Below are 23,844 nucleotides of genomic sequence, written 5' to 3'. Positions count from 1 at the left end.
CACATCATACTTCTGACTCTCTGATTCGCTTCCATGCCTCATATCTCTTTGTATCAACAAAATCCTTCACAAATACTGTCTTAGGATTTCGGCAGATATCTTCTGGAATTCCAATCTGCTCTATGCTCCCATCATTGGTTATGATGATCGTATCTGCGACCTCCATAGCCTCCTCTTGGTCATGAGTTACAAAGATGCTGGTAATCCCTACCTGCCTGATCATCTTACGAAGCCAGCTTCGCAGCTCCCGACGCACCTTTGCGTCAATTGCCGCGAAGGGTTCATCTAACAGAAGAAGCTGTGGATTGGGAGCAAGAGCCCTGGCAAATGCCACTCTCTGCCGCTGTCCACCGGACAGCTGGTGGGGATAACGATTCCCCAATTCCGACATGGAGATCAGTTCCAAAAGCTGCTCTACCCTGTCTTTAATCTCTGTCCTGCTTTTTTTCTGTACCTTCAGGCCAAAAGCAATATTTTCTGCCACCGTCATATAACGGAACAGAGCGTAATTCTGGAACACAAATCCAATCCCCCGTTTACTCCCCGGAAGGTCATTCACTCTCTTGCCATTAATCAGTATATCTCCCGAATCTGGTCGGTCTAATCCTGCAATCATCCTCAAGATTGTGGTCTTTCCGCTTCCGCTTGGTCCAAGAAGGGCAGCCAGATGGCCCTTTTCTACCCCGAAGCTCACGTCCTTGGATGCAAGAAACCCGTCAAAAGTTTTATGGATGTGCTTCATTTCCACATACATAGCCGCTTTCCCCCTCTATTTTTGTTTCCATTCTACGAGATTTCTCGCGATCAGTATCAGCACTGCCATTATCACCAAAACCGACGAAACCGCAAATGCCGCAGTGGTGTTAAATTCATTGTAAAGAATCTCAACATGGAGCGGCAGCGTGTTGGTTTTTCCCCTTAAATGGCCCGAAATGACTGAGACGGCTCCAAACTCTCCCATGGAGCGCGCGGCACATAATATGATGCCGTAAATGAGCGCCCACTTTATATGAGGAAAGGTGATTCTCCAGAAAATTGTAAACCCCTTAGCTCCCATCAAACCGGCTGCTTCCTCTTCATCCTTGCCCTGTGCGTTCATCACTGGAAACAGCTCACGGAATACAAAGGAAAATGTGACAAATATCGTGGCTAGGATGACTCCCGGCGTTGCGAATACAATTTTAATCCCATGTGCTTTCAGGAAATCCCCCATCCAGCCCATGTTTCCAAAGGTCAGGATGAAAATCAGCCCCGCTATCACAGGAGAGATTGAAAACGGAATATCAATCAGCGTAGCCAATACCTGCCGCCCCCTGAAATAAAATTTGGAAAGCAGATAAGACGCAAACAGCCCGAACACAGTATTCACAGCTACGGCGGATACCGTTGCCAGCAGTGTAAGCCGGAATGCTTTTATCGTATATTCATCCAGCACATTCTCCCGGTACACCTTCCAACCATCTCTAAAAGCGTTTGCGATGACTACAGTAAGTGGCAGAACCAACATCACAAACAAGAATACTGCACATATGGCAATCAACAGATATTTTACAAAACGGCTTCCCTCATCTCTGTGGGGCTCTGTTACTTTTCGTAAGGAATGAATCCCACCCTGACTAAATTTCTGCATATGGAGCTGGATAGAATTGATCAGAAGCATCAACAGGAAGGACAGCGCAAGCAGCACAAGGGCAATAGCGATAGCGTCGGCATATTTATACTGTTCCAGCTTCGTCATAATCAAAAGAGGGGCAATCTGGGTCTTATAAGGAATATTTCCTGCAATAAATACCACGCTTCCATACTCCCCAATCCCCCTGGCAAAAGCCAGTCCGAAGCCCGCAAGCAGCGCGGGAAATAATTCGGGAAGGATTACGTGGAAAAAAGTATAAATCTGTCCAGCTCCAAGCATCGCCGCCGCTTCTTCATATTGTCTGTCCAACTTCTCCAACACTGGCTGCACCGACCTCACCACAAAAGGGATTCCTACGAATATCATGGCTATCGTAATGCCGGTGCGTGTATAGGCGATCTTCACCCCCGCTTCAGCAAATAATCTTCCAATCCAACCCTGGTCTGAATATAGATGCGTCAAGGATATGCCTGCCACTGCGGTAGGGAGTGCAAACGGTAGTTCAATCAATCCGTCCATCAGCCGTTTCCCCTGAAAATCATATCGCACTAGAACCCATGCAAGAGCAAGCCCCAACACCCCGTTGACCAGCGCCGCGAAAAAAGCACAGGAAAGGCTCACTCCATAACCGGATACAACCTGACGCGAGGTAACGATTTCTATAAATTCCCGAAAATCCAGTTCTCCTGCGCTGAAAAAGATGGATGCCAGGGGAAGCAGCACCAGGCATCCTAGCATAGAGAGTGTCACGCCCATAGATATCCCAAAGCCTGGTATCACCTTGACTCCCTTTTTATTCTTCACCTTTATGATCTGCTCCATAACTTAAATTTACTCCGTATAAATCTGGTCAAAAACCTCGCCGTCATCAAAATAATCCTTATGAGCCTGATTCCAGCCACCAAAATCATCGATTGTAACAAGATTCATATCCAAGTCGAACTGTCCAGAAAATTCCTGCAGGATCGCTTCCTTTGACGGACGGTAATAATTCTCTCCGGCAAGTCTCTGCGCCTCATCACTGTACAGATATTCCAGATATGCCTCTGCCAGACTGGTCGTCCCATGTTCTTTTGCGTTCTGATCCACCACTGCCACGGAAGGCTGCGCAAGGATGCTGATGCTTGGAGTTACGATCTCATACTGATTTGGATATTCCTCCATGGACAGAAATGCTTCATTCTCCCAGGCGACCAACACATCCCCTTGCCCATTTTCTACAAAGGTATTTGTCGCCCCTCTTGCACCGGAATCCAGCACCAGTACATTTTCATAGAGCTTTTTCATATATTTCATGGTCTCTTCTTTATTATTTCCGTCCTGCTCCTGCCAGTAAGCCCATGCGGCAAGGAAATTCCAACAGGCGCCGCCGGAAGTCTTGGGATTCGGGGTGATCACTTCCACGCCATCCCTGACCAGATCGTCCCAATCCCTGATATTTTTTTCATTTCCCTTCCGTACCAGAAATACGACCGTTGAGGTATATGGAGAACTGTTCTTGTCAAATTCCTCCATCCATCCGCTGTCGATCAGCCCCGCTTCCTCAATCGCCGTGATATCGTAGGCAAGGGCAAGAGTCACCACGTCAGCTTCATTTCCCTCGATCACCGAACGGGCCTGGGAACCAGAGCCGCCATGGGACTGAGTGACCGTAATATCCTGTCCGATTTCCTCTTTCCAGTACTTACGGAAAAGTTCATTATATTTCGCATAGAACTCCCTCGTTGGATCATAGGATACATTCAAAAGTTCTATCCCTTTGCTGCTGTCTGCTGAAGATTCAGGGTTTCCTGTACAGCCTGCACATAAAATACACGCCAGTATTCCCGTCGCAGCCATTATAAAAGTTCGCTTATTTTTTTCAAATCCCATTTTCAGAACCTCTCCACTCCTATCCGGCCGATATATTTACAAATATCTTTTTATCTGGCCTAACACATGCTCCACGGCTTCTTCCAGCGTGTATTTACTGGTATCGACTTCTGCCTCAGGATAATCCGGCGCTTCATAGGGGCTTGAAATCCCTGTAAAATTAGGAATTTGCCCATCCATTGCTTTCTTGTACAATCCTTTTACATCTCTCTTCTTGCATTCCTCCAACGGAGTGCTTACATAGATTTCAATAAAATTCTCTTCCCCAATGATTCTCCTGGCGTTCTGCCGGTCGGCTCTGAACGGCGAGATAAATGCCGTGAGTACAATCAAACCTGCGTCATTCATCAGCTTTGCAACCTCTGCGGTTCTTCTGATATTTTCTATTCGGTCCTCTGGCTCAAAACCAAGGTTCTTATTCAGCCCTATCCTGATGTTGTCACCGTCAAGGAGCATAGTATATTTTCCGCTGAGATTCAGACGTTTCTCGATTTCGTTTGCCAACGCGGATTTTCCTGATCCCGAAAGTCCGGTAAACCACAATGTTATCGGTTTCTGCCCCATCCTTTTTGCCCGGAATCTTCGTGTGATATCAAGCTTCTGCCACGTAATGTTGTCCGATCTCCTCAAAGGATGCCTTATTACGCCACAGGCAGAAGTCATATTCGTGACGCGGTCAATCAGGACAAAGCATCCCATATCCTTATGTTTTGCAAACACGCTATAAACTGTCTTCTCTGACAGACAGATATCACAGACAGCGATTTCATTCTTATGTAATTTTGAAGCAGCGATTTCTTCACCTGAATGAATATCCACCTTGTATTTTATAGACATCACCACCGCGGGCAGTATTCTGGTTCCAAGCTTGATCAAATAATTCTTTCCCTGGACCAGTTTCGTATCATCCATCCAGAGAATCGAAGCAGTAAACATACTGCTGACCTTCAAGTCTGCATCCCTTGCCAGCACGCAGCCTCTGGATACATCAATCTCGCGGTTAAGCCGGATTGATACGGGTTGTCCTTTTTCTGCCCTTTCCACCGGACAGTCTAAATATAATATAGATTGTACATTTGCTTTTTCCCCTCCTGGCAATACTGCAATTTCATCTCCGACCGCGATACTGCCTGATGCAATCTGTCCCTGAAATCCTCTGTATGCTGCGTTCGGCCTGCATACCTTTTGGACTGGCATAACAAATCCTTTTTCTTCTATTCCTTCTTTTATATCCACTGTTTCCAGGTACTTCAATAAAGTCTTTTTCTGATACCATGGCATATTTGCTGATTTTTTCGTAATATTATCACCTTCTGTTGCCGATACCGGAATTACTTCTACATGTTCAAGTTCCAGGTCTGCCGCCAGCTTCTTGATATCCTTTTCTATCTTCTGGTACTTCTGCTGGCTATACTCTGCCAGATCCATCTTATTTACTGCAAACAGAAAATATTTTATCCCCATCATCGAACAGATCCTTGCATGCCGGCGAGTCTGTATCTGCAGTCCCTGCGTCGCGTCTGCAAGGATAACCGCCAGAGCTGCGAAAGAAGCCCCGACCGCCATATTCCTGGTATATTCTTCATGTCCCGGAGTATCTGCTACGATAAAGCTTCTGCAGTCTGTGGTAAAGTAACGGTAAGCAACGTCAATGGTAATTCCCTGCTCCCGTTCTGCCAGCAAACCGTCCAGCAACAGAGAATAGTCCAGTTTTCCGTCCCTGTTTCCAACTCTGCTGTCTAACTCCAATGCTTTTTCCTGATCCGTAAACAAAAGCTTCGCATCATATAACATATGTCCAATCAGGGTTGACTTCCCATCATCCACACTGCCGCAGGTAATGAATTTTAACAATCCGTCCATTTTAAAAATATCCCTCCCGTTTCCGCCGTTCCATACTTCCTGCCGCCTCGTGGTCGATAACACGGCTCGTCCGTTCCGAAGAAACCGCACCCTGAGTTTCTCTCACAATCGCTTCTAACGTATCGGCAGAAGACTCCACTCCGCCAGTTAATGGATAACATCCCAGTGTTCGGAAACGTATGCTTTTATATTCTACCCTTTCTCCCGGAAACAGACGCATACGCTCGTCGTCCTTCATAATGATATTACCGTTCCGATACACGACGGGGCGTTCCTTCGCAAAATACAACGGCACGATTTCTATCTTTTCTCTTTTAATATATTGCCAGATATCTTTTTCAGTCCAATTAGAAAGAGGGAATACTCTTATGCTTTCGCCCTTATGTATCTGTGTGTTATATAATTTCCACATTTCCGGCCGCTGGTTCTTTGGATCCCATGCCTGTTCCTTATTTCTAAAAGAAAAAATACGTTCTTTTGCCCTGGACTTTTCTTCGTCGCGGCGTCCGCCTCCAAATGCAGCTGTAAAACCATAGCTTGATAATGCCTGCTTCAAAGCCTGTGTCTTCATGATATCTGTATAAGCTGAACCATGGTCAAATGGATTAATCCCTTTTTTTACTCCTTCCTCATTGGTATAAACCAACATTTCAATCTTTTTTTCTTTTGCGATACGATCGCGGAATTCTATCATTTCTTTGAATTTCCATGTAGTATCAATATGTAAAAAAGGGAATGGCGGCTTTTCAGGATAGAATGCTTTCATTGCAAGATGCAGCATAACGGAACTGTCTTTCCCAATAGAATATAGCATAACCGGATTATCACATTCCGCCGCTACCTCACGGATAATATAGACCGCTTCTGCTTCAAGAGTATCCAGATGATCACCCATATTATTTATCTCCATTCTCTATGTTATTCTTCCATTCTTTCAGAAAACTACTTTTTTCTTCTCCGGTATAGAAATAATCCATTTTAGAGTTTTCTTCATAATAATGTTTTACATATCTCTCTGGCAGCAGTACTTCTTTTCGGAACTGCGCATATGCCAGGCCGTACCATTTTTGCTTCGCTACATTTGCATTCACAGCCGGAAGGTTTGGGACTCCTGCAAACTCACTGATCTTGTCCATGATTTCTTCCATTTTTTCTACTTTATACAGAAATAATTCCACATTTTCCTTTTTTATGATTGTATATCCTTTCTCCCTGTCAAAAGGATATTGATATACATCAATTCCCAAATGTTTTTTTATCTGTTCGTCAAACCACTCAAATTCGTCATTCCATGTATAGGGCATTGAATCACCAAGAATTTTCTTTGTATATGTACTTCCCTTTAGTATGAAGTCAATGAATTTTTCATACATCATTTGAAAATCATTCCCTAATATCGGCATCCACATAATATGGCGTACATCTTCAGTAAAAGCTTGCCAAAATGCAGAATAATCTCTATTCAATGGTTCCCGTACCATTGTTATTATTTTTGCAGATGATTTTTTCTGAATTATTTTCTCCCAAACCTCTCTATATTGTTCTCCGATAATATGATCAGGATATTCCAAATAATGCATACTGATAATTGGAATGTCTTTTCTTTTTAATCTGGCTGCCAGAGAAGTCGAGGCTGTTTTACCGGGCTGTATAAGCCATATCGCACTATCAGGAGTTGTTATTAAATTACGTGCTATATCAAGTCCAAGATTAATATATTGATTTTTTCTTAATCTGTTCTCTATTTGCATATGAGAATAATATTTTGAATCAATTCCATAAATAATTTCAGCATTGATTTGCAAAGCTGTTTTTATCCCCCAGTAAGTAATTATTCTCATAGTATTCAATTCCATATATTCCAATAAATCACATAATTCCTGAGGATTTAAGATACATGCAATTATATATGTTGTATTATTGGTTTTATTGATATTATTTTTTAGGTCAAACGGTGAAATGATTTTTATATTATCTATAGTTTCTCCCCACTTTTTCATATCCATATCACAGAAAGCTTCTACTTTTATTTTTGCATCTTGCAGACTTTTTACAATTTCTTTTCCCTTCTCCGCCGCTCCATATAATATAATTCCTGACGCTTCTTTCAGCAGGAAAATATTCTTACAAATTTCTAAATCCCATACCTTATTAGACGAAGTCCACCCGCCCGAAGGGCATGCATTACGGTGTGCCCTTGGGTATACTTTCCTATCACTCTGTTCCATATTAATTCCTCACTTTTTTGTAATTGTCCTATTTTAAACTATTAGATATTGTATTAAAAATCAATTGTCCGATCTCCGTATTCTTTTTTTCATTAAGCAATGAAATTTTTGAGATTTCAGAAAATGCTTTTATAAACAAAGATTTGGGAATATATAATTGTTTTATGCTTTTTTTTGATAAATCAGCAATTTTAATTGTTTTATTATCATCTGTAAAGATAACTGCACAGTCTTGGATAAAATATAAAAATATGTTCTTTTGCTCTTTTGTGTGATGTGAATCAGGTTCTAATATTATCATTTTTCCATCTTTAAAGGTTATACACCAAGAACCCAAGATGTCTTTAAAATATTCCATTCTCTCTTTAATATCAGGAAATAGCCCTGTCCGTCCCTCTATCTCTTTTTTTCTTGGATTCCAACAAATTAATTCGCTTCCTGCATCTTTCCTATTATGAATCCAAATAGAATTTCCTTCCTTTTTCATTCCAAAAAGCTCCCCTGCATCATCTAGCTGGTACACATTTTGTAATTTCATATCAGAGAGATTAATAGAAAAAATGATATCCTGCACATCACATTTTACTAAGCAATATAAGGTATGATTTATAATACAGGCGCTGTCTCGTCTTATAAAAGAAAACTTTAAATTTAACGCCTGGAGATTTTCCTGCAAATCCTTTCCCCATTGATCATAATATACGGTTCTTTTTGTCAATTTGTCGAATACCAACAAACTTTCTTCTAAATCTATCGGTACAAAAATAAAGTTATTCACATCATTAAGTACAGATGCGGTTCTATAATGATTCTGTTTCATTTTTTGCTCAGGAAAATCCACTTCTTCATACGTATTAGAGATGAAATGATAAATTAATAGTTTTAATTTTTCCGGCACAACTAAATATAACGTTTGTTTCTTCTCTTCCAGAGAAAAAAATAACTGCTTAGAGGCCCGACAGTATTCGGGCAAAACACATTCTATATTCCATTCTTCCTTTTTCAAATCATATGCTGCCAAAATACCGTATTCTTTTGGTATTATAAAGACTTTACTTTCTCTTTTGATAGCGAGTAAGAGTTTTTTTTCACTTGCTAAATTAATCTCCATAAAATTTCACCTCAAAAGCCCAATCAATAGATTAAAAAACATATTTTTCCCAATATCTGTAATTACTTGTTATTTCATTTTCAGAATAAAAATGTTCATACTTGGAATTATGATTATAATAATAATCAAAATAATCCCGTGGGAGTCTTACATTTTTTTTGAATTTTTCGTATGTATAAGCATACATTTTTTCGGATGCTTTATTTCTATTTATAAGATTATATTTTTCATCAGATATAAAATCAGAAATTACTTCTTCCAAAGATGATAAACATTCCATTTTTACGATTAATATTTGCACATTTTTCTCTTCTATTATCACGTATCCTTTCTGTTTATCAAAAGCGTAGTTATATATATCAATTCCAAAAACTTCCTTTATTTCATAGTCAAACCATGAAAAAACATCTAATTTACAGTCAGTAATTAAATTTGCTAAATTTCTAAAAGAATGATTCAGCGTTTTTTTCCATGGAGAACATCTTTTTTTCAATTCTTGCGTCCCTAAGCTCACGTTTGAATCTCCATATAACCAAAAAATATTGTTATTAAAATCATGAAAAGGCCAAAAATGAAGGTCGCTATTCTGAAAAAAAGCTGCTATATCATGAGAAATCGGTTCTCTGACCGCAGAAATAATTTTTATTTTTTTCTTTCTGATATTTTGTAAATAAAATTCCAAACTATTTCTATCAGTATCTGAAAGTTTATGTGCAGTTGTCAAAGAATGAAATTGAATACTTTTATTCTGGATGGAATTACATATACTTTGTGAGCCTACTTTTCCCGGCTGATAAATCCAGATATAGTCCTCAGGTGTCAAAGCAGCATTAACAAGTTGATCTACAGCATATATTTTTAATTCCTGAAAAAAAATATATTGTCCTGCATCCATTCCTGCTTTAAGCTTTATTTTAAATTTTTCTGGCAAACCAGATTCATTCATATGTAGTTTAATGGATGTATAAAACCCATAAATTGTACAAACTTTTGTTGCCTCAAATTTCTTACACATATGCAGCATTTCTTTATAATAAATATCACTTGCAATAATTAGCAAATAACATTTATTATCAAACTTATCTAAAATATTTGATATAGATTGCACTTCCATATTGTGAAATCTTTTGTTTGTAATTTCCGTTTGGCATATGATTGCCGGGGCGATTCCAATTTCTTCCAAACAGTTAAAGACTTCTTCTGCCCAATGACCGGCTCCATAAATAATTATTTTTGATTTAAAAAGAATCGTTAAATCGTCAATCAATTCATAATCTATTATCGTCATATTTAACACCCATTCCATTTTCATTTTAAATAAGGCACATTGGTCATCGAAACTATACATTTTAATTACTCGATGATGCAGATTATTCCGCTTCGCTCCCTGCTACGTCATGTCTTGTCACCAACCGCAGGTTGATGACCTGCGTGCGCATCAGCGCACTTCCTTATGTCTTGTCACCAACCGTAGGTTGATGACCTGCGATATGTTCACAGGGTCTTGGCATACCCAATACACAGACATTTGAAATCTCTCAAATTCTGCCTTCTAATGCCGTAAATAATATTTTTATATCATGAACCGCACCTTCTAGTCCTCTCGGTTAAACCCAGGCTCATCACCAGAATTTATCTAAATGGCAGTTCTTATGATCCATACAATACTCCTTCACCCTGCCCCCTCTTTTTTACATTGCGGGCGGTGTTGGTCTTTTCTTCTTCGCAGTATCCACATATGGAACAGTAAAACTTTCCCTCTAACTTGGTCCCCATACTTCCACAATTACTGCATTCGTTACTGATATCTTTTCCTAGTACCTCTATAATCTCAACAGAAAGCTCCCTGCACTTTTGTGTAAGCCTTTTCCGGATATAACCTCTTTGCCATAAGGTCATGGAATTGTTGATCTTCTTATTTCTTCCTCCACCCTGTGGTTTTGGAAGCTTCACAAGATAGAGCGTTTCCGGCTTTTCTGTGCGCAAGAATCGGTTTAGTTCCTGATTGATATAGCTGTGCATTTGTTCCTGGAGCCTTCCTTTTTTGGCATTGTATTTTTTTCGTCCGGGATTGTTTGATTTATTCTGGTTGTATTTTCCTGTCTGGGCGCGCACCCATTCTGCATATTCTGTCTGGTATTTCCCAAGTTCTTTTCCATAATGGTGTCCTTGGTCTGTTGTAAGCATCGTATAGATTCCAAACGCCACCCCAACCTGTTCCGAGTACTCTGCAAATTTATGTACTGCAACTTTTACAGGAACTTTAATTTCCAGTCTGCTCTCCTCAGGATATAATTTGACATATAACTGGGACTGGTACTGATTGCGATCAGTCAAAGGAACAAAAATCCGCTTTCTCTTCTCTTTTGTGGAAATATAAATCCCGGAATCTGCATAGCGGTATGCACGCTCTGCAACAGAAAATCCTGTTGTTTTTTCTGTGTGTTCCTTCACATGGTATTTTCGGACTTGCCTGCGCAGATAACGATATATTTTCTCCGCATCTATTCCAATTAAAAGTTCATCTGACTTCGCCTGGATTTTCTCCGGTAACTTCATGGGCTTTCTATTTAATGCCGCATCAAAGGCGTTATTGACTTTTAGCAGAAAGCGAAGATAATGTTTTTCTTCTTCTGTCAGCTTCTGGTTTACAGCGATCAGTTTCAGAAGCTTGGATTTTGTTCTGGTCCACTGGCTCTTGATATCTCCCAGTGCGTCAAAGACTGCCAGATAAAAATATACTGACGGCATTGCCAGCTCTGCCCGAAGCCCGCTTCTGGTCATCTCATTTTGTACCGTATATCCCGGATAAATCTTGGATAAACTGGCGATGCCCCCATAACGGCTATATACATAATTCTTCACCTTTTTATAATCCTCTGCAATCTCCATTAATTTCTGCATATCAGTCTCTGGGATTGGCTCTTTGCTATACTGGTGAACAGTCTTGCATATCTTCTCAGGCAATCTGTATCCCCCCCCTTCCTTATAGAAGAATCTGTCCCTGACTTTTTTCATTCATAAAAATCCATACGCCTGACAGATTCTCAAAATCCAGGTCGCACTTTCGGTAAATGAACATCCTCTATCAGATTTTCGTAGAATATCAAATTCTACGAAAAGTGATTTTTCCCCCTGTCTTTTTGCGCCCTGTAGCTCATCTGACCATTTATTTGACGGTAAATAACTTGGAAAGCCGATTCATATTTTCGGTTTTCAATGCCATTGTCGGATGTACATAACGGTTCATCGTAATAGATACACTTGCGTGCCCAAGGATCTCGCTCAGGCTTTTCACATCGAACCCCAACTCAATACATCTTGTGGCGAACGTGTGACGGATTGCATGAAAATTTGCGTCAGAGATATTGCAGGATGAAAGAATCCCTTTGAAATGGTTTTGCATTGTTCTAGGTTCCACAAAGCGTTCCTGTTCACACGTGAGAAGAAATGTCTCTGGCGTATGGTATTTTTTGAGCAGCCCTATCATTGCCTCCGGCAGCGGAATGGTACGAATAGAGCATACACTTTTCGGCGTGAATATCCGAACTTCTGTTTTGTATTTCGCTGATCCGTCTATCCGAATCCTCTGCATTGTTTTCCGCACATGCATTTTTCCCTCTTCAAGACTAAAATCATCCCAGGTCAGCGCACATAATTCTCCGATTCGGACACCCGTAAAAAAACAGAGCAAAATCCCTAGCGCAATCGGATTCATATTTTCGTACAGATATGCAAGAAGACTGTCCTGCTCTTTTGCGCTGAATACACGGATTTCTTTTTGCTCCCGCCTGATATTGATACATTCTGGAGAGAATGATACGGTGAAGTTCCGTTTCAGAGCGTAAATCCGAATGCTGTTCATAGTAGACAGAACCTCCGCGACCGTAGACGGCGAAAGGCCCTGCTGTTTTGCCCCTCCGTTTGACAGTAAAGCATTTATAAAGTCAATAATATTCTGATTAGTAATTTCAGAAAATTCTCTTTCGCCAAATTCGGGAAGGATATAGCAACGGAGTAAATCGCCATATTTGTTTATCGAAGAAGCTTTAAGCGTTCCCGACATTGATGCAAGCCAGTGATTTCCAATTTCCTCCATGCTCCCAGCGGATACAATATGTGGTTTTTGGTTTAAATTCTTTTTCACATTGTCAAGCTTCTTTTTTACTTCCCTGTAGTTTCTGGCGTAAACTGAACCATAGTGGACTTTTCCACCCTCCCGTTTCTTGATATAGCGGCCTTCCCAGCGCCCATCTTTTCTCTTATAAATATTTTCACCTTTTCGCGGCATACACACTTCCTCCTTTTTGACCATAATTTTGACAGCAAATAGATTCATTTTCACTAAAAAAATCATTTAATCACTAAAGGAATCTGTGGAAAAAGCCGATATGATATCATAGGGAATGGTATTTCAGGGGAAAAATGTAAAATAAGTAAAACGTATTGACAGATTTTATACCGTTCTTTATAATAAATAGAGTATTTTCACTAAAACTAGCTTTCGTAGAATTTGATATTCCAAGAAAATCCATTGTTAAAAAGTTCATTTTGAGGTACTATTGTTATCTCGAATTCTTTAATAATTCATTGATAAATCACAATGTCATTAACATAATAAAAAGAACAATACCGGATAGCCTTACACCCTCCCATGGGATAAGGCATCCGATATTGTTCTGGGAACCAATCCTGATATTCGGCATAATTTGATAACTTGACGAAAAGACTTATTGAAGTACAATTATAATAATGTGGCAAATGTACTCAGAACGTAGTAAAATGTCAGTATAGTAAGCGCTTGAACGCAGTTTCTGGATGCATAAGAGTAGTTGTGAAGCCAAAAGTAAGGAGAAAAAAGATGCTGAAAAAAAGAGAGTTAGGATTACTGACGATGGAACTGGAAACAGAGTCCCTGGATCCAGAGATTTACCGGTATCAGACGAAATATGGGATATCAGTCGTATATTTTATGTTTGACCCAGAGCTAATAAGAAAGTTTATATTCGAGCCAGTCTATCTCAGCCCGGAAGATGTAAAATGTGAAGGAATGTCGGAAGAAGAGATATTCCAGGCTATTTTGGAAAGTACAGTTACCATTATGCATACAGAAATTATTCCATTTTCAGAGTATTTCAGAGAATTTGAACAATTCTGTGAGGATAAGAAAAAGATTCCGATTATTAGAGGAATTGCGAGGGCAATGGAGTCGGTAGAGGATGAGAAGAAGGTGTGGTGTGTGACGGGAGCGCCCAGAGAGCGTTGTGCGTCCGGGGCATTATACCATCCGCTGCTTAGAGCGTTTTGTGAAACCCACGGATGTGCAGGGCTGTTAATCGGGTTCAGTGACAATGATTTTGCATATTTAGGAGAGGACAATCCGCAGATTGCTTCGATTATGCCGTCGCTGGTACATGAGCTTAGTCATGTGGTGGAAGGCGCGAAGGAACTTTTGGATCTCAAGATTCTTAAATATGATTATAAAACGGACACGATGAGTGAATTTAAGGATAGTGAAAACTATCTTTAAGTAAAAGTAATGTTTTGGGCAACACGGAATAATGATTAGGTTTGGAGGGATATTCATGGCGTACGGAAGTAACGTAAAAGAAATTCTATATGGAGGAGATTACAATCCAGAACAATGGACCGAAGAGGTCTGGCAGGAGGATATGCGCATGATGAAGAAGGCGCATATTAACATAGTCACGCTCAATGTGTTCAGTTGGGCGTCCTTACAGCCGAATGAAGACACTTATTGTTTCCAGCGATTGGATAGGATAATGGAATTGGTGCGGGAAAATGGCCTTAAAGTCTGCATGGCAACGGCAACTGGCGCACATCCGGCGTGGATGGCGAGACGGCATCCGGATATTCTCAGAACTGGGGCGGACGGGTTAAAAAGGACGTTCGGCGGGCGGCATAATTCCTGCCCCAACAGTCCGACGTACCGTATGTACGCGCCCAGGCTTGCAAGTGAGCTGGCGAAGCGGTATAAGGATTATGATAATATTGTTGCATGGCATGTATCCAATGAGTTTGGAGGGGAATGCCACTGTGAGAATTGTGAAAAGGCGTTCCGGGAGTGGCTCAAGGAGAAGTATGGTACGATTGAAGAATTGAACCGTTGTTTTTATACGGAATTCTGGGGGCATACGTTCTATGACTGGGAGGAGATTGTACTTCCGAATTTGAAGAGTGAGCATTTTATCCATGGGGATGCGGGAGAGCGGACGATGTTCCAGGGGATTTCTTTGGATTACCGGAGATTTATGTCGGATAGTATCCTGGATTGTTTCCGGCTGGAATATGATGCGATTAAGAAGGAGATGCCGGACATCCCGATTACGACGAACCTGATGGGATTCTTTAAAGACTTGGATTACCAGAAATGGGCACGGGAGATGGATTTTGTGTCTTGGGACAGTTATCCGGAACCGCAGGACAGCCCGGCGGCGGTTGCAATGCGGCATGACTTGATGCGGGGAATTAAGGGGCAGCAGTCATTTGTCCTGATGGAGCAGACGCCGAGCGTGACGAACTGGCACCATTATAATAAGCTGAAAAGACCGGGGGATATGCGGCTCTTGAGTCTTCAGGCGGCGGCCCATGGGGCGGATGCGATTCAGTTTTTCCAAATCCGCAGGGGGCGCGGGGCATGTGAGAAGTATCACGGCGCTGTGATTGACCATGCGGGCAGGGATGATACCCGGGTGTTTCTGGAGGTGGAGGCTCTCGGAAAGGAACTTATGGATTTGAAGGACGCATTTTTAGAAGGAAGGACGCCTTCTGAGACTGCGATCGTGTTTGACTGGGATAACTGGTGGGCAGTGGAGTATTCGGCTGGGCCGAGTGTCCTTATGAAATATCTGGATGCGGTTCAGGATTATTATACGGCTGCTTTTGAGCAGAATGTGCCGGTGGATATTATCAGTGTGGAAGATGATCTGTCTCCGTATAAGGTGGTGATTGCGCCGCTGCTCTATATGACGAAGGCTGGATACGCAAATAAGGTAAATCAGTATGTAGACGGGGGAGGAACATTTATCACGACGTATTTTTCCGGGATTGTGGACGAGCATGACCTTGTGTTTGAGGGAGGATATCCGGGTGAGCTTAGGGATGTGCTTGGAATATGGGTAGAGGAAAATGATGCGCTGCCCCAAGGGGAAAGTAACTCGTTTACCTATGACGGTGTGAAGTATCCGGCTACGATGCTGTGCGATTTGATGCATTTGGAAGATGCGCAGGAGGTTAGCGAGTATGAAAAGGATTTCTATCGAGGCACGCCTGTTTTGACCAGGAACCATTATGGAAACGGAACTGCTTATTATGTGGGAACGCGGTCAGACGCGGAATTTTATCGGCATTTTTTAAGAAATGTGTTTCAGGAGGCTGGCGTTATGCCGGTTATGGATACCCTGGATGATGTAGAGGCAGCGGTACGTGTCAATGAGAAGGGGAGTACACTGTTCTTGCTTAACCATGGGAAGGAGAGCAAGACGGTTGTTCTGGACAGAGATTGCCGGAGTCTTTGCGATGGGAAGGAGTATAAGAGGGGAGATCGTTTGGAATTAGAGGGGAAGGAAGTTGTGATCCTGAGAAATTGACCGGATTTGTTACGAGAGTATTATCGTTTCAGGCGAAGCGATATAATGGTGCGGCAAAACTTTACACATTTGGCATATTTTAGTATAATAGGGGTGACAGGAAGGAATTGGTATGATTAAGGTTTCTTTTTGTGTCTACTCGCCCTTCGGGTATGTGATACAGGATATCCGGAGGAGATAAATTTATGGAATGAGGAAGTACTATGGCAAAGAAATCAAGAAAAGACCGCAAGCAGGCTGCGGCAAAGCAAAACACGGGAAAACAGAATAAGACAGGACAGAATGTTGTGGTGCAGGCGGCAGAGGTCAAAGAAAAGATGGAGAGTGAGAAGATGGAAACTGTTAAGGTGGAAACTCAGGAGAAAGAAGCTGTAAAAGCGGCAGAAGAGGTTTCTGGGAGTGCCGTAGAAGAAGTGAAGGTATGTGAAGAGGCGGGCAAGAATTGCGAAGCTGAGGCTGTGTGCGAAGCGAAAGAGGCTGAGTGTGAAGTGAAAGAGGCGATGCGCGAAGCTGAGGCTGAGTGTGAAGCGAAAGAGGCTGTGGAAACATCCGATGAAGCAAAGAAAACAGAGATGTCTTGTGAAGCTGAGACTAATAAGGAAGAAGAAGAGGAAGCAGAAGCGGCGTTTAGGAACGCCGAGCGCCGGGCCGTTTATGAGAAACGGTTCGCCAGACATATTGACGAGCTGAAGTGGCTTTACATGGAATTATACGGCAACAGCTCCATGTTTGCAGAGTTGTGCGACAATCTTTACCGTTTCTATGAGGAGCGTAACGATGATTTGAAGAAAATCGACCAGAACCGGGAGGCACGTCCGGACTGGTATAAGCAGAATGATATGCTGGGCATGATGTTCTACATCGATAATTTTGCCGGGAATATGAAGGGCGTGGAATCGAAGCTTGAGTATCTCGAAAAGAGTAATGTAAATTACATCCATCTGATGCCGTTCCTTGATACGGTGGAAGGGCGTTCGGACGGCGGCTACGCCGTGGCGGATTTCCGCAAAGTGCAGGAAAAGCTTGGAACCATGGAGGACTTGGAGAGCCTGACGGCGGCTTGCCATAAGAAGGATATCAATGTGTGTATGGATTTTGTTATGAACCATACTTCGGAAGACCATGAGTGGGCAAAGAAGGCAAGACAGGGAATCGGAGAGTATATGAGCAGATATTTCTTCTTCGATAACTATTCGATTCCGGCTCAGTATGAGAAGACCGTGCCGCAGGTATTCCCGACAACGGCGCCGGGGAACTTCACATGGCTTCCGGAAGTGGAACATTTTGTCATGACGTCATTCTATCCGTACCAGTGGGATTTGAATTACAAGAATCCAAGGGTATTTAATGAGATGATGTATAATTTCCTGTTCCTGGCGAATAAGGGAATCGATATCATCCGGATTGACGCCGTCCCATATATATGGAAGGAACTGAATACGCAGTGCAGGAATCTTCCCCAGGTACATACGATTGTACGTATGATGCGTATGATTGGTGAGATTGTCTGTCCGAGCGTCCTGCTTCTCGGTGAAGTAGTGATGGAGCCAGAAAAGGTGGTTCCGTATTTTGGGACTGTGGAGAAGCCGGAGTGCCATATGCTTTATAATGTTACGACGATGGCGACGACATGGCATACGGTAGCTACCAGAGATGTCGGCCTTCTGCGGCAGCAGCTTGATATTGTGAATGGACTTCCTAAGGATTATGTGTTCCTGAATTACCTGCGCTGCCATGACGATATCGGATGGGGATTGGATTATAGTTCTCTTGCAAGGGAAGGTATCCGGGAGCGTTCCCATAAACAGTATTTGAATGATTATTTCCAGGGATACGTGGGCGACAGTACGAGCCGCGGGGAGCTTTATAATGCAGATCCGGTTACGGGCGACGCAAGGTTCTGTGGGACGACGGCTTCTATGTGCGGTATTGAGAAGGCCGGCTTTGAGCAGGATGCAGAGGCAATGAAGAGGGCGATTCAAAAGGATGTTATGCTTCATGCATATATGTTCATGCAGTCGGGTATTCCGGTGCTTTACAGCGGGGATGAGATTGGCCAGGTAAATGACTATACTTATAAGGAAGACCCGAACAAGGCGGCGGATTCCCGTTATATCCACCGCGGGGCAATGAACTGGGATTTGGCGCGGAACATTTCTGATCCGGATACGGTGGAAGGACAGGTGTTCACAAAGCTGGGACAGTTGGAGAAGATCCGTAAGTCTGAGAAGGTATTTGTATCAAACGCGGATACTTGGACGATTGAAACATGGGAAGCCGGAGTGCTTTGTATTGGCAGGTATTTTGAGGGTGAGAAGCTGATTGGCCTGTTTAATTTCAGCGAGTATGATAAGACGGCATGGATAAACGAAGAAGACGGTATGTATGTTGATTTGATTTCCGGCGAAAGAATGGAGGCAAGGGGAGTCAATATTCCTGCCTTTGGATTCTTCTATCTGAAGAAAGAGGATAATGTCGAATAGAGATGAGGCGAAGAAAATGGATTTGGATTGCCGTTTTGGCGGCAATCCTGTGGATATGCCCGGGAACGGCTGCATTTGCCGCTGAGGCGGGGGAAGGTGAGCAGCCGGCGGCGGAGCTTACAGAGGAAGAGCGGCTTCAACAGGAATTGGACGCTGTCTATGCCATGCCTGTCCAGTCGAATGAATGGGAAGGGTGGCCGCAGGCGCCGGGGACTTACGGTGAGGCTGCGATTGTCATGGAAGTGGAGTCGGGAGCTATCCTGTATGCGAAGAATATTGACGACCATCACTTTCCGGCCAGTATTACGAAGCTCTTGACGGCTTTGGTGGCGTTTGAGAACGGTAAGTTTGAAGATCCTGTGGTGTTCTCCCATGACAGCCTTGCGTTTCTCGAACCTGGGGATGCTTACATCGGCATGAAGGAAGGAAACCAGATTACGCTGGAACAGGCGTTGTATGCAACGCTCCTTGCTTCGGCAAATGAGGGCGCTTATGGGGTTGCCGAGAGTGTAGGCAAGAACGCAGGACATGATTATGCCTGGTTTTTAGAGCAGATGAATCAGAGGTGTAAGGAGCTTGGCGGGGAGAATTCTAATTTTATGAATCCCCACGGGCTGCATGACGAGAACCATTATACCTGTGCAAGGGATATGGCGCTGATTGGAAGGGAGCTTTTCAAGCACCCGGAATTTTTTCAGATTGTACAGACCTTGCAATATACGATTCCTGCATCAGAGACGACGGAGGAGCACATTTTCCAGCAGAAGCATAAGATGCTGAAAGAAGGAAATGCGAATTATTATGAGTTTGCAATCGGCGGGAAGACCGGATACACGTCGGAGGCCATGTCTACGCTGGTAACAATGGCGGACAATGGAAATATGCAGCTTGTATGCGTGGTGTTGAAGACTCATGGGGTGAATGTTTACCCGGATACCCGGAACCTGCTGGAGTATGGGTTTGCGAATTTCAGTAAGGTATTGCCTGCGGCGTATGAGGAATCGGAGGATGTGGCAAAGATTCCGGATGAGCAGAATATTGTTGTGCCAAATGGCGTTGAATTTCAGGATTTGGAGATGGAGATTGTACCGGATGAGGAGTCGGAAGAGGAAGGGACTCTGGCGTACAGCTATAAGGGCAGCCCTGTAGGTTCTGTCCGGGCAGTCTTGAGTCAGGCTTATTTTGACAAGGCCAAGGCAAAAGAGGAGGATGCCAAGAAGTCGCAGGAGAAGCAGAAGGGCGGTTCGAGAGAGGCGAAAAGCGGCAAGGATAAGAAGGCTGGGATTCTTGAAAATAAGACGATTTTGAAGAAATGTGTCCTTGGCGCGGCGGGAGTCATTTTCGTCGTGCTGGTGTCAATTCTGGTGAAGCTGCTTCTTGATGGAAAAAGAAAGAAGAAGAGGAAAAGATAAAAAACTCTTGACGATGCCGGGGGTTTTGTCTATAATATAGCCACACGAAAAAGTGTTGACGAAGACAGTAAGCCATACCAGAACGGTACAGCGAGCCGGGGACGGTGCAAGCCCGGTGCTAGTAGGGTATGCCTGAATATCACTTCCGAGCTGCGGCTGTCGAAAGGGCGTGCGTCTGGGGATGCATGGGAACTTAGTAGGGGCTGACGGAGTTCCTCCGTTACAGGGATGGCATATGTTGGTATGTTTAGGTGGTTTATAAGCGTGAGCGTTTTGCTCCCGTCCTATTCTGGGCGGGAGCTTTTTTTCGCCTTAGTATGTCTTTGGTGGAGCCATCGGCTTCATAATTATTTGGGCGGAAGGTTTACGGTCAATGAGGTATTTATAAGGGATAAAGCCGGTATTTAACGGCGTCCCCGAAGGAGGATTCTATGTATAAGAAGGTTTCAACGGATTTGAATTTTGTTGACCGGGAAAAAGCGGTCGAGAAGTTCTGGGAAGAGAACCATATCTTTGAGAAGAGTATGGAGAAACGGGAAGGCAATGAGATTTATATGTTTTACGACGGGCCGCCGACTGCAAATGGCAAGCCGCACATCGGACATGTGCTGACCCGTGTAATCAAGGACATGATTCCCAGATATCGGACGATGAAGGGATACGAAGTGCCGAGAAAAGCAGGATGGGACACCCATGGGCTTCCGGTAGAGCTTGAGGTGGAGAAGGCGTTAGGGCTTGACGGCAAGGAACAGATTGAGGAGTATGGCCTTGAGCCGTTCATTGACAAGTGTAAGGAAAGTGTCTGGAAGTATAAGGGGATGTGGGAGGATTTCTCTGGTACGGTCGGATTTTGGGCGGATATGGAGAATCCCTATGTCACATACCATAATGAATTTATCGAGTCTGAGTGGTGGGCGCTGAAACAGATTTGGGACAAGGGATTGCTTTATAAGGGATTCAAGATTGTTCCTTACTGCCCGCGCTGCGGTACGCCCCTTTCTGCCCAGGAGGTGGCGCAAGGGTATAAGGATGTGAAGGAGCGTTCTGCTATCGTACGGTTTAAGGCGAAGGGAGAGGATGCGTATATCTTAGCCTGGACAACGACGCCGTGGACTTTGCCGTCGAACTTAGGACTCTGTGTGAACCCGACGGAGACCTATGCCAAGGTGAAGTGTATCGACGGATATACGTATTATATGGCGGAAGCTCTTCTGGATACGGTGCTTGGTTCTCTGGCGAAAGAGGGCGAGACGGCATATGAAGTGCTTGAGACGTATCAGGGCAAGGATTTGGAGTACAAGGAGTATGAGCCGTTGTACCAGTGTGCCGCAGATGGGATTGCGAAGCAGAACAAGAAGGCGTTTTATGTCATTTGTGATAACTATGTAACCCTGACGGATGGTACGGGAGTGGTGCATACTGCGCCTGCCTTCGGTGAAGACGATGCAAGGGTCTGCCGTAAATATGATATGCCGTTCGTACAGTTGGTGGATGAGAAGGGAAATATGGCGGAATCGACTCCATTTGCCGGGTTATTCGTGAAGAAGGCAGACCCGGAGGTGTTGAAGGATTTGGAGAAGCGAAATCTGTTGTTTGAGGCTCCGAATTTTGAGCATAGTTATCCCCATTGCTGGAGATGCGACACGCCATTGATTTATTATGCCCGTGAGTCTTGGTTCATCAAGATGACGGATGTAAAAGAGGATTTGATTGCCAATAACAATACGATTAACTGGATCCCGGAGAGTATCGGGAAGGGACGTTTCGGCGACTGGCTGGAGAATGTCCAGGACTGGGGAATCAGCCGTAACCGTTACTGGGGGACGCCCTTAAATATCTGGGAGTGCGAGTGCGGGCATCAGCATTCGGTCGGCAGTATTGAGGAGCTTAAAGAGATGTCGGATAACTGTCCGGAGGATATCGAGCTGCACCGTCCGTATATCGACGAGGTGACGATAAAGTGTCCGGTCTGTGGCAAGGAAATGCACCGGGTTCCGGAAGTGATTGACTGTTGGTTTGATTCCGGGGCGATGCCTTTTGCTCAGCTTCACTATCCATTTGAGAATCAGGAGTTGTTCGAGAAACAGTTCCCGGCGGATTTTATTTCTGAGGCTGTGGATCAGACCCGTGGATGGTTCTATTCGCTGCTTGCGATTTCGACGCTGATTTTTAACAAAGCTCCGTATAAGAATGTGATTGTCCTTGGGCATGTGCAGGATGAGAAGGGGCAGAAGATGAGCAAGTCCAAGGGGAATGCCGTGGATCCTTTTGATGCTCTTGAGAAGTATGGCGCTGACGCCATTCGCTGGTATTTCTATGTGAACAGCGCGCCGTGGCTGCCGAACCGTTTCCATGGGAAAGCCGTGGTCGAGGGACAGCGGAAGTTTATGGGAACCCTGTGGAATACGTATGCGTTTTTCGTATTGTATGCAAATATTGACGGCTTTGACGCTACTAAGTATACGTTGGAATATGAAAAATTATCGGTTATGGATAAATGGCTGCTGTCTAAGCTCAATACGTTGATTCAGGATGTGGACAGTAATCTTGAAAATTACCGGATTCCTGAGACGGCGAGGGCGCTGCAGGAGTTCGTAGATGACATGAGCAACTGGTATGTGAGAAGGAGCCGGGAGCGCTTCTGGGCAAAGGGCATGGAGCAGGATAAGATTAACGCATATATGACTCTTTATACGGCTTTGGTCGGCGTCAGCAAGGCTGCGGCTCCGATGATTCCGTTCATGACGGAGGATATTTACCAGAATTTGGTGCGCAGCGTGGATGAGAGCGCGCCGGAGAGTATCCATCTGTGTGATTTTCCGGCTGTAGATGAGGCGTGTATCGACAAGAAGCTGGAGTCGAACATGGAGCAGGTGTTAAAGCTTGTAGTCATGGGGCGTGCATGCCGGAACACGGCGAATATTAAGAACCGCCAGCCAATCGGGCAGATGTATGTGAAGGCGGATTTTGAGCTGCCCACGTTCTATCAGAAGATTGTTGAGGAGGAATTGAATGTAAAATCTATGACATTTACACAAGAAGTCAGGGATTTTACCACATATTCTTTTAAGCCTCAACTAAAGACAGTGGGGCCGAAATATGGTAAAATGTTGAATGGAATCAGGGCGAGGCTTAGTGAGATTGACGGTAATGCTGCCATGGATGCCTTAAATGAGACGGGCGTTTTGAAACTGGATATCGACGGCAATGAAGTTTTGCTGTCTCAGGATGATTTGCTGATTGAGAGTGCGCAGATGGAGGGATATGTTTCTGAGAATGACAATGGTATAACGGTCGTTCTGGATACGAACCTGTCAGAGGAGCTTCTTGAGGAAGGGTTTGTGCGGGAGATTATCAGTAAGGTTCAGACGATGCGTAAGGAAGCCGGGTTCGAGGTGATGGATCAGATTGAAATCACTTATGACGGAACTGGAAAGGCAGAGGCGGTCTTTGCGGCAAATACGGATACCATTTGTGATGAGACTCTTGCCCTGAAGGTTACGAAGGCTGCACCGGCGGGATATGTGAAGGAATGGAAGATAAACGGCGAGCTTGTAACTCTTGGTGTAGAGAGGAAGTAACGATGCTTTTGGGGGCGGATTTTCGCCCCCGGGGAAAGGAAGAGGTTGAAA

The 23,844-nt window shown here is 43.7% G+C and carries 14 protein-coding genes and 1 pseudogene; 5 read left to right on the top strand and 10 right to left on the bottom strand.

Features of this window, described 5'->3' with window-relative positions; genetic code table 11:
* Positions 1 to 55: 55 nt before the first annotated feature.
* The 10 genes and pseudogenes from AC6I3O_RS26065 to AC6I3O_RS26020 form a co-directional block, all read right to left on the bottom strand.
* Positions 56 to 754: pseudogene (locus AC6I3O_RS26065) on the bottom strand (sulfate/molybdate ABC transporter ATP-binding protein); the annotation flags it as partial.
* Positions 755 to 769: 15 nt separating this feature from the next.
* Positions 770 to 2,455 (bottom strand): sulfate ABC transporter permease subunit CysT, encoded by a 1,686-nt coding sequence (cysT, locus tag AC6I3O_RS26060; protein ID WP_497853332.1) that lies wholly within the window; start codon positions 2,453 to 2,455, stop codon positions 770 to 772.
* A gap of 9 nt (positions 2,456 to 2,464) precedes the next feature.
* Positions 2,465 to 3,505, bottom strand: coding sequence for a sulfate ABC transporter substrate-binding protein (locus tag AC6I3O_RS26055; protein ID WP_497853331.1), 1,041 nt, complete (start codon positions 3,503 to 3,505; stop codon positions 2,465 to 2,467).
* A 36-nt stretch (positions 3,506 to 3,541) separates the two neighbouring features.
* Positions 3,542 to 5,368, bottom strand: coding sequence for an adenylyl-sulfate kinase (gene cysC / locus AC6I3O_RS26050; RefSeq protein WP_302168399.1), 1,827 nt, complete (start codon positions 5,366 to 5,368; stop codon positions 3,542 to 3,544).
* Between the two features lies 1 nt (position 5,369).
* Entirely contained in the window at positions 5,370 to 6,263 is an 894-nt protein-coding gene (cysD, locus tag AC6I3O_RS26045) for a sulfate adenylyltransferase subunit CysD (RefSeq protein WP_302168397.1), read from the bottom strand.
* A gap of 1 nt (position 6,264) precedes the next feature.
* Complete coding sequence (locus AC6I3O_RS26040) at positions 6,265 to 7,596, bottom strand: putative capsular polysaccharide synthesis family protein (RefSeq protein WP_497853330.1); 1,332 nt, start codon at positions 7,594 to 7,596, stop codon at positions 6,265 to 6,267.
* Between the two features lie 28 nt (positions 7,597 to 7,624).
* On the bottom strand, positions 7,625 to 8,707 hold the full coding sequence (locus tag AC6I3O_RS26035) for a hypothetical protein (RefSeq protein ID WP_302168394.1): 1,083 nt from the start codon (positions 8,705 to 8,707) through the stop codon (positions 7,625 to 7,627).
* Positions 8,708 to 8,738: 31 nt separating this feature from the next.
* Entirely contained in the window at positions 8,739 to 9,995 is a 1,257-nt protein-coding gene (locus AC6I3O_RS26030; RefSeq protein WP_302168393.1) for a putative capsular polysaccharide synthesis family protein, read from the bottom strand.
* Positions 9,996 to 10,357: 362 nt separating this feature from the next.
* Entirely contained in the window at positions 10,358 to 11,674 is a 1,317-nt protein-coding gene (locus AC6I3O_RS26025) for a nuclease/transposase family protein (protein WP_497853329.1), read from the bottom strand.
* Positions 11,675 to 11,876: 202 nt separating this feature from the next.
* Positions 11,877 to 12,998 carry a tyrosine-type recombinase/integrase gene (locus tag AC6I3O_RS26020; protein WP_497853328.1) on the bottom strand — a complete coding sequence of 374 codons (1,122 nt, stop codon included), beginning with the start codon at positions 12,996 to 12,998 and terminating at the stop codon, positions 11,877 to 11,879.
* A 570-nt stretch (positions 12,999 to 13,568) separates the two neighbouring features.
* Between AC6I3O_RS26020 and AC6I3O_RS26015 the strand changes: the two genes are divergently transcribed.
* The 5 genes from AC6I3O_RS26015 (at position 13,569) to ileS (ending at position 23,793) form a co-directional block, all read left to right on the top strand.
* Positions 13,569 to 14,237 (top strand): hypothetical protein, encoded by a 669-nt coding sequence (locus AC6I3O_RS26015; RefSeq protein WP_497853327.1) that lies wholly within the window; start codon positions 13,569 to 13,571, stop codon positions 14,235 to 14,237.
* A 55-nt stretch (positions 14,238 to 14,292) separates the two neighbouring features.
* The gene (locus AC6I3O_RS26010) at positions 14,293 to 16,317 is read left to right on the top strand and encodes a beta-galactosidase (protein WP_497853326.1); all 2,025 of its coding nucleotides are present in this window, start codon (positions 14,293 to 14,295) and stop codon (positions 16,315 to 16,317) included.
* A 203-nt stretch (positions 16,318 to 16,520) separates the two neighbouring features.
* On the top strand, positions 16,521 to 18,800 hold the full coding sequence (locus AC6I3O_RS26005; RefSeq protein WP_497853325.1) for an alpha-amylase family glycosyl hydrolase: 2,280 nt from the start codon (positions 16,521 to 16,523) through the stop codon (positions 18,798 to 18,800).
* 2 nt (positions 18,801 to 18,802) lie between these two features.
* The gene (locus AC6I3O_RS26000; protein WP_497853324.1) at positions 18,803 to 20,212 is read left to right on the top strand and encodes a D-alanyl-D-alanine carboxypeptidase family protein; all 1,410 of its coding nucleotides are present in this window, start codon (positions 18,803 to 18,805) and stop codon (positions 20,210 to 20,212) included.
* Between the two features lie 431 nt (positions 20,213 to 20,643).
* Entirely contained in the window at positions 20,644 to 23,793 is a 3,150-nt protein-coding gene (ileS, locus tag AC6I3O_RS25995; protein ID WP_497853323.1) for an isoleucine--tRNA ligase, read from the top strand.
* Positions 23,794 to 23,844: the final 51 nt, after the last annotated feature.

Source organism: Sporofaciens sp. St.21A7, from assembly GCF_059728535.1.
The sequence above is the reverse complement of the archived record's forward strand: the minus strand, read 5'-3'. Positions and strand labels throughout refer to the sequence as shown.